The 15,084-nt window shown below is 61.4% G+C and carries 24 protein-coding genes and 1 pseudogene; 2 read left to right on the plus strand and 23 right to left on the minus strand.

What is annotated here, in order from left to right; genetic code table 11:
• Positions 1 to 26: 26 nt before the first annotated feature.
• Both J7360_RS11170 and J7360_RS11175 read left to right on the plus strand, forming a co-directional pair.
• Positions 27 to 2,150 (plus strand): TonB-dependent receptor, encoded by a 2,124-nt coding sequence (locus J7360_RS11170; protein WP_209033867.1) that lies wholly within the window; start codon positions 27 to 29, stop codon positions 2,148 to 2,150.
• Between the two features lie 19 nt (positions 2,151 to 2,169).
• A pseudogene (locus J7360_RS11175) lies at positions 2,170 to 2,522 on the plus strand (hypothetical protein).
• Positions 2,523 to 2,656: 134 nt separating this feature from the next.
• Here J7360_RS11175 and J7360_RS11180 read toward each other — a convergent pair.
• The 23 genes from J7360_RS11180 to rpsS all read right to left on the minus strand — a co-directional run bounded on the left by J7360_RS11180 (position 2,657) and on the right by rpsS (position 15,078).
• A complete protein-coding gene (locus tag J7360_RS11180; RefSeq protein ID WP_007968887.1) occupies positions 2,657 to 3,175 on the minus strand; it encodes a disulfide bond formation protein B in 519 nt (172 codons plus the stop codon).
• Positions 3,176 to 3,576: 401 nt separating this feature from the next.
• Positions 3,577 to 3,960 (minus strand): 50S ribosomal protein L17, encoded by a 384-nt coding sequence (gene rplQ, locus J7360_RS11185; RefSeq protein ID WP_003486665.1) that lies wholly within the window; start codon positions 3,958 to 3,960, stop codon positions 3,577 to 3,579.
• A 180-nt stretch (positions 3,961 to 4,140) separates the two neighbouring features.
• Complete coding sequence (gene rpoA / locus J7360_RS11190; RefSeq protein ID WP_002811635.1) at positions 4,141 to 5,139, minus strand: DNA-directed RNA polymerase subunit alpha; 999 nt, start codon at positions 5,137 to 5,139, stop codon at positions 4,141 to 4,143.
• A gap of 53 nt (positions 5,140 to 5,192) precedes the next feature.
• A complete protein-coding gene (gene rpsD / locus J7360_RS11195; protein WP_002811641.1) occupies positions 5,193 to 5,819 on the minus strand; it encodes a 30S ribosomal protein S4 in 627 nt (208 codons plus the stop codon).
• A 15-nt stretch (positions 5,820 to 5,834) separates the two neighbouring features.
• Positions 5,835 to 6,227 carry a 30S ribosomal protein S11 gene (gene rpsK, locus J7360_RS11200; protein WP_003486671.1) on the minus strand — a complete coding sequence of 131 codons (393 nt, stop codon included), beginning with the start codon at positions 6,225 to 6,227 and terminating at the stop codon, positions 5,835 to 5,837.
• 10 nt (positions 6,228 to 6,237) lie between these two features.
• The gene (gene rpsM / locus J7360_RS11205) at positions 6,238 to 6,594 is read right to left on the minus strand and encodes a 30S ribosomal protein S13 (RefSeq protein ID WP_057661874.1); all 357 of its coding nucleotides are present in this window, start codon (positions 6,592 to 6,594) and stop codon (positions 6,238 to 6,240) included.
• A 332-nt stretch (positions 6,595 to 6,926) separates the two neighbouring features.
• Positions 6,927 to 8,291 carry a preprotein translocase subunit SecY gene (gene secY / locus J7360_RS11210; protein ID WP_008571664.1) on the minus strand — a complete coding sequence of 455 codons (1,365 nt, stop codon included), beginning with the start codon at positions 8,289 to 8,291 and terminating at the stop codon, positions 6,927 to 6,929.
• A 7-nt stretch (positions 8,292 to 8,298) separates the two neighbouring features.
• Complete coding sequence (gene rplO, locus J7360_RS11215; RefSeq protein WP_057661876.1) at positions 8,299 to 8,742, minus strand: 50S ribosomal protein L15; 444 nt, start codon at positions 8,740 to 8,742, stop codon at positions 8,299 to 8,301.
• A gap of 4 nt (positions 8,743 to 8,746) precedes the next feature.
• Complete coding sequence (rpmD, locus tag J7360_RS11220; protein WP_003486678.1) at positions 8,747 to 8,938, minus strand: 50S ribosomal protein L30; 192 nt, start codon at positions 8,936 to 8,938, stop codon at positions 8,747 to 8,749.
• Entirely contained in the window at positions 8,931 to 9,473 is a 543-nt protein-coding gene (gene rpsE / locus J7360_RS11225; RefSeq protein ID WP_003486682.1) for a 30S ribosomal protein S5, read from the minus strand. The genes rpmD and rpsE overlap by 8 nt, the downstream gene beginning before the upstream one ends.
• 158 nt (positions 9,474 to 9,631) lie before the next feature.
• A complete protein-coding gene (gene rplR, locus J7360_RS11230; protein WP_003486684.1) occupies positions 9,632 to 9,991 on the minus strand; it encodes a 50S ribosomal protein L18 in 360 nt (119 codons plus the stop codon).
• 91 nt (positions 9,992 to 10,082) lie between these two features.
• The gene (gene rplF, locus J7360_RS11235; protein ID WP_017156220.1) at positions 10,083 to 10,610 is read right to left on the minus strand and encodes a 50S ribosomal protein L6; all 528 of its coding nucleotides are present in this window, start codon (positions 10,608 to 10,610) and stop codon (positions 10,083 to 10,085) included.
• Positions 10,611 to 10,625: 15 nt separating this feature from the next.
• On the minus strand, positions 10,626 to 11,024 hold the full coding sequence (rpsH, locus tag J7360_RS11240; protein WP_003486688.1) for a 30S ribosomal protein S8: 399 nt from the start codon (positions 11,022 to 11,024) through the stop codon (positions 10,626 to 10,628).
• 205 nt (positions 11,025 to 11,229) lie between these two features.
• A complete protein-coding gene (gene rpsN, locus J7360_RS11245; protein ID WP_005917137.1) occupies positions 11,230 to 11,535 on the minus strand; it encodes a 30S ribosomal protein S14 in 306 nt (101 codons plus the stop codon).
• Positions 11,536 to 11,553: 18 nt separating this feature from the next.
• Positions 11,554 to 12,096, minus strand: a complete 543-nt coding sequence (rplE, locus tag J7360_RS11250; protein WP_057661878.1) for a 50S ribosomal protein L5 — start codon at positions 12,094 to 12,096, stop codon at positions 11,554 to 11,556.
• An 11-nt stretch (positions 12,097 to 12,107) separates the two neighbouring features.
• The gene (gene rplX / locus J7360_RS11255) at positions 12,108 to 12,425 is read right to left on the minus strand and encodes a 50S ribosomal protein L24 (RefSeq protein WP_003486696.1); all 318 of its coding nucleotides are present in this window, start codon (positions 12,423 to 12,425) and stop codon (positions 12,108 to 12,110) included.
• A 15-nt stretch (positions 12,426 to 12,440) separates the two neighbouring features.
• Positions 12,441 to 12,809, minus strand: a complete 369-nt coding sequence (gene rplN / locus J7360_RS11260) for a 50S ribosomal protein L14 (RefSeq protein WP_003486699.1) — start codon at positions 12,807 to 12,809, stop codon at positions 12,441 to 12,443.
• Positions 12,810 to 12,823: 14 nt separating this feature from the next.
• On the minus strand, positions 12,824 to 13,093 hold the full coding sequence (gene rpsQ, locus J7360_RS11265) for a 30S ribosomal protein S17 (protein ID WP_003486701.1): 270 nt from the start codon (positions 13,091 to 13,093) through the stop codon (positions 12,824 to 12,826).
• Between the two features lie 11 nt (positions 13,094 to 13,104).
• Entirely contained in the window at positions 13,105 to 13,290 is a 186-nt protein-coding gene (gene rpmC / locus J7360_RS11270) for a 50S ribosomal protein L29 (RefSeq protein ID WP_003486703.1), read from the minus strand.
• On the minus strand, positions 13,290 to 13,703 hold the full coding sequence (gene rplP / locus J7360_RS11275; protein WP_003486706.1) for a 50S ribosomal protein L16: 414 nt from the start codon (positions 13,701 to 13,703) through the stop codon (positions 13,290 to 13,292). Before rplP ends, rpmC begins: the two co-directional genes overlap by 1 nt.
• A 5-nt stretch (positions 13,704 to 13,708) precedes the next feature.
• Positions 13,709 to 14,443: a 30S ribosomal protein S3 gene (gene rpsC, locus J7360_RS11280; protein ID WP_209033869.1), complete on the minus strand. Its 735-nt coding sequence runs from the start codon at positions 14,441 to 14,443 to the stop codon at positions 13,709 to 13,711.
• A gap of 17 nt (positions 14,444 to 14,460) precedes the next feature.
• Positions 14,461 to 14,796, minus strand: coding sequence for a 50S ribosomal protein L22 (rplV, locus tag J7360_RS11285; protein ID WP_003486710.1), 336 nt, complete (start codon positions 14,794 to 14,796; stop codon positions 14,461 to 14,463).
• Positions 14,797 to 14,808: 12 nt separating this feature from the next.
• Entirely contained in the window at positions 14,809 to 15,078 is a 270-nt protein-coding gene (rpsS, locus tag J7360_RS11290; RefSeq protein WP_005917128.1) for a 30S ribosomal protein S19, read from the minus strand.
• Positions 15,079 to 15,084 lie beyond the last annotated feature (6 nt).

The following is a 15,084-nucleotide window of genomic DNA, read 5'->3' on the forward strand; positions in this document are numbered from 1 at the left end:
TCCCTCATCCGCCACGCGAAACCGCCATGACTCCTCGCCTTCTGTCTGCCGCCATCACCGTCGCCCTGCTGGCCGCCCCCATCGGTGCGGCGTTTGCCGCCGATGCCGACTCCGAGCGCACGACCGACCTGGATACGGTCAATGTGATCGCCAAGCTCGAGGCGGCACGCAATGCCCTGTCGCCGGACATCGGCAGCAGCCAATTTGCCATCACCGCTGAGGATATCGATCGCCTGCCGCTCGGCGCGGCGACGCCACTCAATCAGGTCCTGCTGCAGGCGCCGGGCGTGGTACAGGATTCCTACGGCGGCATCCACGTGCGCGGCGACCACGCCAACCTGCAGTACCGCATCAACGGCGTGATCATTCCCGAATCCATCTCCGGCTTCGGCCAGAGCCTGGAGCCGCGCATCATCAAGAACCTCAAGCTGCTCGATGGCGCATTGCCGGCACAGTTCGGCGACCGCACCGCTGCGGTGGTCGACATCACCACCAAGAACGGCGCCGAGCTCGGCAATGGCAGCAGCGTCGGCATCACCGCCGGCTCCTACGGCACCATCAACCCCAACGCCTCGCTGTGGGGCAGCAGCGGGCGTTGGAGCTGGTTTGTCAGCGGCGATTACGACCAGAACAAGAATGGCCTGGAAAACCCGGTCGACAGCCTCAACCCCCTCCATGACAAAACCCATCAGGGCAAGGGCTTCGCCGATCTGACCTACCTGGTCAACGAGGACACCCGTCTCAGCCTGCTGGTCGGCTACGCGAACAACCGCTTCCAGATCCCCAACAATCCGGGGCAGACGCCGGCCTTCGATTACCTGGGCACCACCGATTTCGACTCCTCGCGCATGGACGAGAACCAGCTCGAAAACACCCGTTTCGGCACCCTGGCCCTGCAAGGCACGCTCGGCGACACCAACTATCAGCTCTCCGCCGGCCAGCGTTACAGCAGCGTCGCCTTCTCCCCCGACATTGCCGGCGACCTGATCTTCAACGGCATCGCCTCGCAAGTGGACCGCAGCAACCGCGCCAATACCGTGCAGGCGGACTTCGCAACGCCCTGGGGCGGCTCGCACACGCTGCGCTACGGCGTGTACGGCAATTTCGAACACGCCATCGCCAGCAACAATTCGTATGTCTTCCAGGCCAACGACGACGGCAGCCAGAGCAGCAACGTGCCGCTGTTCATTCTCGACGGCAGCCGCTTCCATGCCAGCACCTACGCGCTCTACCTGCAGGACGAGTGGAAGATCGGCGAGGACTGGACCGTCAATTACGGCCTGCGCGGCGACAAGTACAAGGCCTTCGGTACGACCGAAGGTCAGCTCAGCCCGCGCCTGGGCGTCATCTGGCGCGCCAGCGACAGCACCACCCTGCACGCCGGATACGCGCGTTACTTCACCCCGCCGGCCAGCGAGTTGATCTCCACCAGCGACATCGCGCTCTACGACGGCACCACCAATCAGCAGTCGGCCGGTGACGGCCCGACCACGCCACTGAGCGAGCGTAGCGACTACTACGACCTGGGCATCTCGCAAGTGGTCACCGACCATCTGACGCTTGGCCTGGACACCTATTACCGCAAGGCCGACCGGCTTCAGGACGAAGGCCAGTTCGGTGCCGCCTATGTCTATTCGACTTTCAATTACCGCTATGGCCGCATCCGCGGCGCCGAATTCAGCGCCGACTACACCAACGGGCCCGTGACGGCATATTTCAACCTCGCCTACAGCAAGGCCATGGGCAAGCGGGTCATGACCAGCCTGTACAACTTCGATCCGGATGCGCTGGCCTATACCTACGACAACTGGATCCACCTGGATCACGATCAGAAGCTGACCTCGTCCGGCGGCGTCAACTACGCCTTCAGCGAAGGCAGCAAGGTCGGCCTCAACTATCTGTTCGGCAGCGGCCTGCGCACCGATACCGACACGGTGCCAAACGGTGCGTCGCTTCCGTCTTACTTCCAGTTGAATGCCAGCGTCGGCCACGACTTCGACGTCAACACGCATCCGCTGCATGTGCAACTGGCCGCGGTCAATGTCCTCAACCGCAGCTACCAGTTGCGCGATGGCGGCGGCATCGGCGTGTTCGCGCCGCAATGGGCGCCGCGCCGCGGCGTCTATGTGAGCCTGCAGCAGGACTTCTGATTGCGGTGCAAGGCAGCGAATGGACCGGCAGAACCAGCCCATTCGTTGCCGACGTTCGACGACTAAGCCTGCAGCACGGCTGGCCACGCTGCGTACCGCCTGCATGCGGCGGATGCGCATCGTTTGGCGAACGTGTACATATCGGCTTATCGAATCGAGCGGTGCCGCGATCCAACTGCGATCCACCAGCGCTGGCCAGCGGAAAGAGCCAGTGATCAGTCACGCCTTCGATGTCGCTATTGTCACTCACGGTCAACACGCCGCAGACGCATGCGAGCGGCAGCAACGGCTTCCAGTATGCAGGCCAGGAAGCAGAAGCCTCGAGCAAGCGCAGCGCAGGCCGGCCACCTTGCGACGAATCAAGGCGCCTGACCTGCAGCGGATCAGGCGCACTTTTACCCGTCAATTACGCAACAGCGTCGTCTAAGTAAAGCGGCCGTTCCCGTCGCGATGCCCCCCTGCACGCCTACAAGGCTGCCGCAGCGGATTGCAAAGCGCCGGACCTGTTAGTGATGAACCGTACTACGCCGTACCTTGAAGCCCGCATATAAGGCCCACAGCGCCAACCCTACGAACCACACCATGCTCCACATCGGCATGCTCAACCCGAGGAAGCGCCAATCGATATTGCCGCAGTCGCCGGTGCCGGTCAGCACGGTGCGGAACACCTCGAAGGGCCCCATCGTCTCGCTCAGAAAGCTCAACGGCGGCCCGCACGAAGACATCATGTCCTTGGGCCGGATCTGCACCCACACATGCCGCGCAGCGATGCCCATACCCACGCCTGCGGCGATGAAACTCAAGACCCCATAGACCTTGCGCCCGGCGGCGGCACGCGGCCCATGCAGTGCGCCAAGCAGGAAACACACTGCCAGCGCTGCGAAGGCGATCCGTTGGAAGATGCACAGCGGGCAAGGCTCCAGACCCAGATGCAACTGCACATAGATCGCGTAAGCCAGCAATCCTGCGCATGCAAGAAAGCCCAGCAGAAACTGCGCCCGGAAACTCCAACGAAATGGATTCATCGTCACTGCTTGCCTTGGGTCAGGTTGTCGATTATCAGCCATCGCCACGGCCGTGACCACGCATGCCCGAACGGGCGGGCCATCGGGCCAGGCACTGGTGGGATCTTCCGCATCGCGGCGACAACGCGACGAAGACCTGCACGCATTACCCCAGGATCAAGGCCACCGCACCAAACATCCAATCTCAGCGACGCTCGGTGCGCCCTCGGGCACCTGCACGCATCGACCAAGCCGCAGGCGCTTTCGGTGGACGCTCGCTCAGCCGCGCCGCCCCCTCCGGCGCAGCACGCGTCGGCCGACAGATAGAGCCAACAGCGTTCAGCGCCCAACCCGTTCGACCGGCAATAAAAAAGCCCGGCGTGTGCCGGGCTTTTTGAAGAATCTTTACAGAGGCGATCCGATTACTCGGCCACTTCTTCGGCAACGACCGGACGGTCGACCAGCTCGACATACGCCATCGGCGCATTGTCACCGGCACGGAAGCCAGCCTTCAGGATGCGCAGGTAGCCGCCGGGACGGGTCGCGTAACGCGGGCCCAGTTCGACGAACAGCTTGCCCACGGCTTCCTTGTCGCGCAGGCGAGCAAATGCCAGACGACGATTGGCAACGCCATCGACCTTGCCGATGGTGATCAGCGGCTCGGCGACGCGACGCAGTTCCTTGGCCTTCGGCAAGGTGGTCTTGATCAGCTCGTGCTTGAACAGCGAGGCGGCCATATTGCGGAACATGGCTTCGCGGTGTGCGCTGGTGCGGTTGAACTTACGGCCGGATTTCTGGTGACGCATGAGTGTGGTTTCCTAAGGAATATTGAGACTGCTTCAGTGACGTTGTCGCCATCCTGGCGCTGTTGAATGGACTGCGGTTGGTCCGAGCCGGCCGTCCTTTGACCGGATGTCATCGCGGGCTTCGGCCCGTCGATGTAGAAAAACAGCATGGGCGCCCGAAGACGCCCATGCCTTGATGCATTAACCAAGCATGCCGTGCTGGGCGACACCGGCCGGCGGCCAGTTCTCCAGCTTCATGCCCAGAGCGAGGCCGCGCTGGGCCAGCACTTCCTTGATTTCGGTCAGCGACTTCTTGCCCAGATTCGGGGTCTTGAGCAGCTCGACTTCGGTCTTCTGGATCAGATCGCCGATGTAGTAGATGCTCTCGGCCTTCAGGCAGTTGGCCGAACGCACGGTCAGCTCGAGGTCGTCGATCGGGCGCAGCAGCACCGGATCCACACCGCTGGCAGCCGGCTTGGCCGCACCGCGGTCGCGGTGGGTGAAATCGCCGAACACCGACAGCTGATCGCTAAGGATGTCGGCGGCGGTGCGCACGGCTTCCTCGGCATCGATCGTGCCGTTGGTTTCGATATCGATCACCAGCTTGTCGAGGTCGGTGCGCTGTTCAACACGCGCAGCTTCCACGGCGTAGGCAACGCGACGCACGGGCGAGAACGACGCGTCCAGCATCAGACGACCGATGGTGCGGGTCTCTTCGTCCGGACGACGACGCGCAGCAGCCGGCTGATAGCCGAAACCGCGCTCGATCTTCAGGCGCATGTTCAGCGCCGTGTCCTTGGTCAGGTGGCAGATCACGTGGTCGCCGTTGATGATCTCGACGTTGTGATCGGTCCTGATGTCTGCCGCAGTGACCGTACCCGGACCCTGCTTGGACAACGACAGCGTGGCGCTATCGCCACTGTGCATACGAATCGCCACGTCTTTCAGGTTCAGCAGGACGTCGAGCACGTCTTCCTGCAGACCTTCGACCGTGGTGTACTCGTGCAGCACGCCGTCGATCTCGACCTCGGTGATCGCAAAACCGGGGATCGACGACAACAACACACGACGCAGGGCATTGCCCAACGTGTGCCCGTAACCGCGCTCCAAGGGTTCGATCACGACCTTGGCACGGTTGTCGGTAAGACGTTCGATCTGCGGACCACGGGGGCGCAGAACCTGGTTGGCGGTAACCGTCATGTTGCGGGGTCTCCTGCGAACCTCCGGCAGTACCGGAGGTTCTCCAATGTGAATTACTTCGAATACAACTCGACGATCAGCGCTTCGTTGATATCCGAAGGCAGGTCAGCGCGATCCGGAACGGCCTTGAACACGCCGCTGAACTTCTTCGAATCGACTTCAACCCACGACGGCGTCATGTCGTGCTGCTCAGCCACGGTCAGGGCTTCCTGCACGCGGAGCTGCTTCTGTGCCTTTTCCGACAGCGTGATCGCATCGCCGGCCTTGATCTGGTACGAGGCCAGGTTCACCGACTTGCCGTTGACCAGCACGCCACGGTGCGACACCAGCTGGCGCGCAGCCGGACGGGTGACGGCAAAGCCCATGCGATAGCAGACGTTGTCCAGACGGGTTTCCAACAACTGCAGCAGGTTCTCGCCGGTGTTGCCCTTCTTGGTCGAGGCCTTCTTGTAGTAGTTGCGGAACTGACGTTCCAGCAGACCGTAGATACGCTTGACCTTCTGCTTTTCGCGCAGCTGGGTGGCGTAGTCGGAGAGCTTGCCCTTGCGAGCCGCGCCGTGCTGGCCGGGCTTCTGCTCAAGCTTGCACTTGGAGTCCAGCGCACGCGCCGGGCTCTTGAGGGAAAGGTCGGCGCCTTCGCGACGCGCGAGCTTACAGGTAGGACCGATATAACGAGCCATTTCTTATCGCTCCCTTTAGACGCGACGCTTCTTCGGCGGACGGCACCCGTTGTGCGGGATTGGCGTCACGTCGATGATGTTGGTGATCTTGTAGCCCACGTTGTTCAACGAACGCACGGCCGACTCACGGCCCGGACCCGGACCCTTGATACGCACTTCCAGCGACTTCACGCCGTAATCGAGCGCAGCGCGGCCAGCCTTCTCGGCGGCAACCTGGGCAGCGAACGGGGTCGACTTACGCGAACCACGGAAACCGGCGCCGCCGGACGTAGCCCACGACAGTGCATTGCCCTGGCGATCGGTGATGGTGACGATGGTGTTGTTGAACGAAGCGTGGACGTGAGCGACGCCGTCAGTGATGACGCGCTTGATCTTCTTCTTCGTTTTCTTTTCTGCTGGCTTGGCCATGATCTATCCCTTACTTCCTGATCGCCTTGCGCGGACCCTTGCGGGTGCGGGCGTTGGTACGGGTGCGCTGACCACGCAGCGGGAGACCACGGCGATGACGCAGGCCGCGATAGCAGCCCAGGTCCATCAGTCGCTTGATCGCGATACCGATTTCGCGGCGCAGGTCGCCTTCGACGACATACTTGCCGACTTCGGCGCGCAGGCGCTCGATTTCGGGTTCGGACAGATCACGAATCTTCGTGGTCGAGGTAACGCCTGCGGATTTGCAGAGCTTCTTCGAACGGGTACGGCCGATGCCGTAGATGCTTTGCAACCCGACCCAGACGTGCTTCTGGGCTGGCAGGTTGACGCCTGCAATACGCGCCATGACGCGATTCTCCAACTGAGTGATGGCCCGACAGCGCCCAGGCGCCATCCGGCAGGATGGATCAAAAGTGAACTCGGAATTATAGCAAGGCCTCGGATTGCTTTGAAGCCCGTGGAACCAAAGGTTCCATGGACCCGGCGTGGGGAGTGTGCCCTCGCTCCGGCGCCGGACGGTGTTGATCCAGAAAACCGCTCTGAATCGCCTGTGCTACTCCTGCACAAGACCACCCCGTCACACCCGCGCGCGAGACGTCGCGCGAGCCGCCCTTCTGATCGGAAGATCGTGGCCCGGGAACCAGGCCGTCTTCACGCAATGAAGATCTAGTGTACCACTTAACCGCGCGCAAGACCGCCGCGTGACCCACCCTTCAGGTTGGCCTTCTTCAGCAAGCTCTCATACTGGTGCGACATCAAGTGCGCCTGAATCTGCGCAATGAAGTCCATCACCACCACTACCGCGATCAACAGCGAAGTGCCACCGAAGTGGAACGAGGTACCGAGCTGCGTGCGCATGATTTCCGGCAACAGGCAAACGATCACCAGGTACAACGAACCGGCTGCGGTCAGACGCGTCAGCACGCCATCGACATAATCAGCGGTCGCCTTGCCAGGACGGATGCCCGGAATCAGTGCGCCCGACTTCTTGAGGTTGTCCGCGGTTTCCTGCGAGTTGAACACCAGCGCGGTATAGAAGAACGCAAAACCAATAATCAGCGCAGCGAAGACCAGCATGTGCACCGGCTCACCGGGCCCAAGCGCATTGGCAATCTTCTGCAGCCACGACCCCACCCCACCCGAGGCCGCCTGGCCGGACCACATCGACAGCGTCGCCGGGAATGCCAGGATGCTGGACGCGAAGATCGGCGGAATCACGCCGGCCATGTTGAGCTTCAACGGCAGGAACGAGGTCTGGTTCATGTACGCATTGCGACCGCCCTGGCGGCGCGCGTAGTTGACCGTGATCCGGCGCTGCCCACGCTCGACAAATACGACGAACAGCGTGAACGCCAGGATCGTGATGACGATCAACAACAGCGAAATAAAGCTCAGATTGCCTTCGCGGAACGCTTCAACGGTCTGGATCGCTGCCGACGGAAGGCCTGCGACAATACCGGCGAAGATGATCAACGATACGCCGTTACCGATGCCGCGCTCGGTGACCTGCTCACCGACCCACATCAGGAAGATGGTGCCAGCGGTCAATGCGATCACCGCGGTGAGCACGAAGCCCATGCCCGGCGCATAGACCACCGGAGCGCCGCCCGGGGCGGTCTGGTTCTGCAGTGCCAGCGCGATACTGCCGCCCTGCACCACTGCCAGCAACACCGCACCGATGCGCGAATACTGGGTGATCTTGCGTCGGCCCGATTCGCCTTCCTTCTGCATCGCCTTGAGGGCGGGAAAGATATGCGTGGCCAACTGGATCACGATCGATGCCGAGATGTACGGCATCACGTTCAACGCAAAAATACTGAAACGGTGCAGGGCGCCGCCCGAGAACATGTTGAACATGTCCACGATGCCGCCGCCCTGCGCCTGCATCAACGAAAGCATGGCATCGGGATTCACGCCAGGCACCGGCACGTAGCAACCGATGCGATAGACGATCAATGCCCCGAGGACGAACAGTAGCCGCTGGCGAAGTTCCGTGAACTTGCCGAGCCCGCCACCGAGGTTACCAATGCCAGCCTGCGCCATCTGCCGATTACTCCTCTACGCTGCCGCCGGCAGCTTCGATTGCCGCCTTGGCGCCTGCGGTTGCCGCAACGCCCTTCAGCACGAACTTCTTGCTCAGCTTGCCCTTCAGCACGATCTTCGCCTTCTTGGCGCGGCTCGGGACCAGATTGGCCGCACGCAGCGCTGCGAAGTCGACATCGCCGGCATCCAGCTTGTCCAACTGGTAGGACAACACTTCTGCGGTATCGCGCGCCATCTTGGAGCGGAAACCGATCTTCGGCAGACGGCGCTGCATCGGGGTCTGGCCGCCTTCGAAGCCGGCCTTGATCTTTCCGCCACCCTTGCGAGCGAACGAACCCTTGTGACCGCGACCAGCGGTCTTACCGAGGCCCGAACCGATACCACGACCGACGCGGGTGCGCTCGGTACGGGCGCCGTCGGCCGGCTTGAGGTCATTAAGACGCAGAGTCATGGGATTACTCCTCAACCTTGACGAGGTAGTGAACCGTATTGATCAGGCCACGCACCTGCGGGCTGTCCTTCAGTTCACGCACATCGTTGAGCTTATTCAGGCCCAACGCACGCACCGACAGGCGGTGACGCGACTGGGTTCCACGCAGGCCACGCACCAGGCGCACCTTCACGGTCTTGTTGGTGTCCTTAGCCATGGTTGAGCTCCTCCACCTTCTTGCCGCGCTTGGCTGCAACACGTGCCGGCGACTGCACTTCCGACAGACCCTTGAGAGTCGCACGGACCAGGTTGATCGGGTTACGCGAACCGACGGCCTTGGCAAGCACGTTCTTGACGCCAACCGCTTCCAGCACAGCGCGCATGGCGCCGCCTGCGATGACGCCCGTACCTTCCGAAGCCGGCTGCATGTAGACGCGTGCTGCGCCATGGCCAGACTTGACGGCATGCCACAAGGTGCCGTTGTTCAGATCGACAGTGGCCAGGTTCTTGCGTGCCTGTTCCATCGACTTCTGGATGGCGACCGGCACTTCGCGCGCCTTGCCATAGCCGAAACCGACCTTGCCCAGACCATCACCGACCACGGTCAGCGCGGTGAAGGTGAACTGGCGACCGCCCTTGACGGTCTTGCTGACGCGATTGACCGCGACCAGCTTCTCGATCATGCCATCGTCGACTTTCTCTTCGCGGTTACGGTCGCGATCACGACCCCGCGGTGCACGTTCTTCTGCCATCTTGATTCCTTGATTGATTGAGTATGTACGGCTCGAAGCCGCTTATGGTTGTGAAGTGACGCGGTGTTCCCGATGCCGCTGCAAAAGAACGGGTCGGTCCGGCATCTTCCTGCCGGCGGTATCGCGAAGGTGGTCGATGACCACCTTCGCAGCAGTACTTAGAACTGCAGGCCGCCTTCGCGCGCCGCGTCAGCGAGCGCCTTGATGCGGCCGTGGTAACGGTAGCCCGAGCGGTCGAATGCGACCTTCTCGATACCCGCAGCCTTGGCGCGCTCGGCGATCAGCTTGCCGACCTTGGCAGCCGCATCGCTGTTCTTGCCGTTCTTCAGGCCGTCCTTGACGTCGGCCTGCAGGGTGTTCGCAGCAGCGATCACCTTGGAGCCGTCGGCAGTGAAGACCTGCGCATACAGGTGCTGGCCGGTGCGCAGCACCGATAGACGGGCAACGCCCAGCTCACGGATGTGCGCACGGGTGGACTTGGCGCGACGCAGACGGGCGATGTTCTTGTTGATGCTCATGATATTTATCCTACGAAAGCTGAAGGAAAACAGGCTTGTACATTGAAAAGTCCGGCCATGGATGGCCGGGCTCCTCGCAGAGGGACCTGCCTTACGCCTTCTTGGCTTCCTTGCGAATGATGACTTCACCGGCGTACTTCACACCCTTGCCCTTGTAGGGCTCCGGCGGACGGAAACCGCGGATCTTGGCGGCAACTTCGCCGACGCGCTGCTTGTCGGCGCCCTGGACCACGATTTCGGTCTGGCTCGGGGTCGACAGCGTGATGCCTTCCGGCGCCACGAACACCAGCGGGTGCGAGAAGCCGAGCGCCAGGCTCAGGTCCTTGCCCTGCATGGCAGCACGGTAACCGACGCCCACCAGCTCGAGCTTGCGCTCGAAGCCTTCGGAGACACCCTTGACCATATTGGCCAAAATGGCGCGCACGGTGCCGGTGAGGGCGATCTGCGACGGATCGTTAGCCGACAGCGTGGCAACGTCGCCATCGATGGCGATTTCGACACCAGCCGGCTTCGGCAGGGTCAACGTGCCCTTCGGGCCCTTGACGCTGACCAGCTCAGGCTGGACCTTGAGTTCAACACCCTTCGGGAGGGAAACAGGCTTCTTGGCTACACGGGACATGTTCGATTCCTTCCCTTAGGCCACGAAGCACAGAACTTCACCACCAACGCCGGCTTCGCGAGCCTGCGCATCGGTCATGATGCCCTTCGACGTGGAGATGATGGCGATACCCAGGCCACCGAGGACCTTGGGCAGCTCGGTCTTGCCGCGGTACTGGCGCAGACCCGAGCGCGAAAAACGCTTCAGGGTCTCGATGACCGGGCGGCCTTCGAAATACTTCAGCACGATTTCCAGTTCCGCCTTGTTGTTTTCGGTCTGGGTCACGCGCAGGTCGGTGATGTAACCCTCGTCCTTCAGGACTTGGGCGATCGCAACCTTAATTTTGGACGACGGCAATTTCACCGTCTGCTTACCAACCGCGGCCGCATTCTTAATGCGAACCAGCAGGTCGGCGATGGGATCAGTCATGCTCATTTGAGTACCTTTGAGTGCACCGATATCCGCTTTCGCGAAAATCTTGTGTTTTCCTGGGGACGGGCCAGAACCCTTAACGCCATGCCAGGCCCGTACGGGCAAGACAGAAGCGGAAGTATACGACAAAAGAGCCCGACTTGCGTCGGACTCCCTTGTTGAACAGAACGATCCTGTTCAAATCCGGCCGCGAACGGCCGGAATGCGGTTACCAGCTTGCCTTGCGCAGGCCCGGAACGTCGCCGTTCATCGTGGCCTTGCGCAGCATGTTGCGACCCAGACCGAACTTGCGGTAGACACCGCGCGGACGACCGGACAATTCGCAACGGTTGCGGTGGCGGCTCGGCGACGAATCGCGCGGCAGCTTCTGCAACTTGGTCGATGCATCGATCTTCTCTTCGTAGGACGCATCCTGACTGGAGAGGATCTTCTTCAGCGCATCACGCTTGCCGGCGAATTTCTTCGCCAGCTTTGCACGCTTGATGTCGCGGTGGATCATGGAGGTCTTTGCCATTTCGGATGTCCTCGACGGTCAGTTACGGAACGGGAACTTGAACGCTGCCAGCAGCGCCTTCGCTTCCGCATCCGTCTTGGCGGTGGTGGTGATGGCGATATCCATACCGCGAATCGCATCGACGGCGTCGAAGTCGATTTCGGGGAAGATGATCTGTTCCTTCACACCCATGTTGAAGTTGCCACGACCGTCGAAGGAGCGACCGGACACACCACGGAAGTCGCGCACGCGCGGCAACGAGATGTTGATCAGGCGATCCAGGAACTCGTACATCTTGGCGCGACGCAAGGTGGTCTTGCAGCCGATCGGCCAACCGTCACGGATCTTGAAGGATGCCACCGAAACGCGCGACTTGGTGACCACCGGCTTTTGACCGGAGATCTTGGCCATGTCGGCGACCGCATTTTCCAGGATCTTCTTGTTGGTAGCGGCTTCGCCCACGCCCATGTTGAGCGTGACCTTGACCAGCTTCGGCACTTCCATCGGATTGGTGTAGCCGAACTCCTTCATCAGGGCCGGCACCACGTTTTCCTTGTAAAACTTTTCGAGACGACTGTTCATGATCTCATTCCTCAGGCGTCGAGCGCCTCACCGCTGGAGCGGAACACACGCAGTTTGCGTCCATCCTCCAGCACCTTGAAGCCAACGCGCTCGCCCTTGCCCGTTGCCGGGTTGACGATATTGACGTTGGAGATATGGATCGACGCTTCACGCTCGACCACGCCGCCGGCAACGCCTGCCTGCGGGTTCGGCTTGGTGTGGCGCTTGATGACGTTGGCGTTGGAGACGATCACGCGATCGCCGTCCACACGCACCACTTCACCCTGCTTACCCTTGTCCTTGCCGGTGTTGATGACGACCTGGTCGCCCTTCTTGATACGGTTAGCCATGTGTATGTCCTCCGCTCACAGCACTTCGGGAGCGAGCGAGACGATCTTCATGAACTTCTCGGAACGCAGCTCGCGCGTCACCGGCCCGAAGATGCGGGTCCCGATCGGCTCCTGCTTATTGTTCAACAGCACAGCGGCGTTGCCATCGAAGCGGATCAGCGAACCGTCGGGACGGCGCACACCCTTGCGGGTACGCACCACGACGGCGTCGTAGACTTCGCCTTTCTTGACCTTGCCACGCGGAATGGCGTCCTTGACGGTCACCTTGATGATGTCACCAATATGTGCGTAACGGCGCTTGGAGCCGCCCAGCACCTTGATGCACATCACTTCCTTGGCACCCGAATTGTCGGCGACATCGAGGTAGCTCTGCATCTGGATCATGATTCAGATCTCCCTTATTCGGCCGAACGGGTGACGATTTCCACCACCCGCCAGTTCTTGGTCTTGGACATCGGAGCAATCTCGGTCACACGCACGACGTCGCCTTCGTTGCAGGCATTGTCGGCGTCGTGCGCGTGCAGCTTGGTCGAACGCTTGATGTACTTGCCGTACAGAGCATGCTTGACCTGGCGCTCCACCAACACGGTGACCGTCTTGTCCATCTTGTTGCTGACGACACGGCCTTCGACCGTGCGCAGCGTTTGCTTTTCGTTATTGTCGCTCATCGCGGCCGTCCTTACTTGGTGCTGCCGAGCAGGTGCTTGACGCGAGCAATCTCGCGGCGCACCCGGCGGGTTTCGTGGGTCTTCGGCAGCTGGCCGGTGACCTGCTGCATACGGAGCGAGAACTGCTCCTTACGCAGATCGGTCAGGTGGGCCTTCAATTCGTCAGCCGACTTCTCGCGGAGTTGTTTGATATCCATCAGCGCACCGTCCGGGTCACGAAAGTGGTGGTCACCGAGAGCTTGGCAGCGGCAAGGCGGAACGCCTCGCGTGCGGTCTCTTCGGGGATTCCCTCGATTTCATAGATCATGCGGCCCGGCTGAATCTGCGCGACCCAGTACTCCACGTTGCCCTTACCGGAGCCCATGCGGACTTCGATCGGCTTCTTGGTGATCGGCTTGTCGGGGAACACACGGATCCACATCTTGCCGCCCTTCTTGACGTGGCGGCTGATCGTGCGGCGTGCTGCTTCAATCTGGCGTGCGGTCAGCTGACCGTGCGCCGTGGCCTTGAGGCCGTACTCGCCGAAGCTGACGGCGTTTCCGCTCCATGCCAGGCCGTCGTTACGGCCCTTGTGCATCTTGCGATATTTGGTTCGCTTGGGTTGCAACATTGCCGTTACCTCGCTTCACGAGCCGGGCGCGACGGGCGGTCACCACGGTCGCCGCGATCGTTACGATCGTTGCGCGGGCTGTCGTCCTGCTTTTCCTGGCCAACCTGAGAGAAGCCGAAGACTTCGCCCTTATAGATCCAGACCTTGATACCGATGATGCCGTACGTCGTGGACGCCTCGGCAAAACCGTAATCAATGTCGGCACGTAGCGTGTGCAGCGGCACGCGGCCTTCGCGGTACCACTCCGAACGGGCGATTTCTGCACCGTTGAGGCGGCCAGCCACATTGACCTTGATGCCCAAGGCACCCAGGCGCATCGCGTTACCGACCGAGCGCTTCATTGCACGGCGGAACATGATGCGACGCTCAAGCTGCTGCGCGATCGACTCGGCGACCAGCTGCGCGTCCAGCTCCGGCTTGCGCACTTCGGTGACGTTGATGTGCGCCGGAACGCCCATCAGCTCGCTCACTTCCTTGCGCAGCTTTTCGATGTCCTCGCCACGCTTGCCGATCACCACACCCGGACGGGCGGTGTGAATGGTCACGCGGGCGGTTTTGGCAGGGCGCTCGATCAAGATCTTGCTGACACCTGCCTGCGCGAGCTTCTTGCGCAGCATTTCACGCACTTTCAGGTCGGCTGCCAGATAGGAGGCGAACTCGGCCTTGTTTGCGTACCACTTGGAATTCCAGTCCTTGGCGATGCCGAGGCGGATTCCAGTCGGATGAACTTTATGACCCATGGTCTTTTCCTTTCCGCTTACTTGGCGGCGCCCACAACCACAGTGATGTGGCTGGTGCGCTTGAGGATGCGGGTACCGCGGCCTTTCGCCCGCGCCATGAAACGCTTCAGGGAGGGACCTTCATCAACCATGATGGTCTTGACCTTCAGCTCGTCGACATCCGCGCCCTGATTGTTCTCGGCATTGGCGATCGCCGACTCCACCACCTTTTTGATCAGGTGTGCAGCCTTCTTGTCCGAGAACTTCAGCAGATTGACCGCACGCTCGGCGGACAAACCACGCACCTGGTCAGCGACCAGGCGGGCCTTCTGCGGGGAGATGCGCGCGGTGCGCAGGATTGCTTTCGCTTCCATCGTCATCTCTCCTTACCTGCCCGACTTCTTGTCGCCACCGTGACCCTTGAAGGTCCGGGTGACGGCAAATTCGCCGAGCTTGTGGCCGACCATATTCTCGTTGACGAGCACCGGAATGTGGTTCTTGCCGTTATGCACGGCGATGGTGATGCCTACCATTTCAGGCAGGATCATCGAACGGCGCGACCAGGTCTTGATCGGCTTCTTGCTACCCGCAGCGGACTCCACCTTCTTTGCAAGGTGGTGATCGACGAACGGGCCCTTCTTAAGTGAACGTGCCATGGTCGA

The organism is Xanthomonas sp. D-99, from assembly GCF_017746145.1.
Taxonomy (GTDB): Bacteria; Pseudomonadota; Gammaproteobacteria; order Xanthomonadales; family Xanthomonadaceae; genus Xanthomonas; species Xanthomonas cissicola.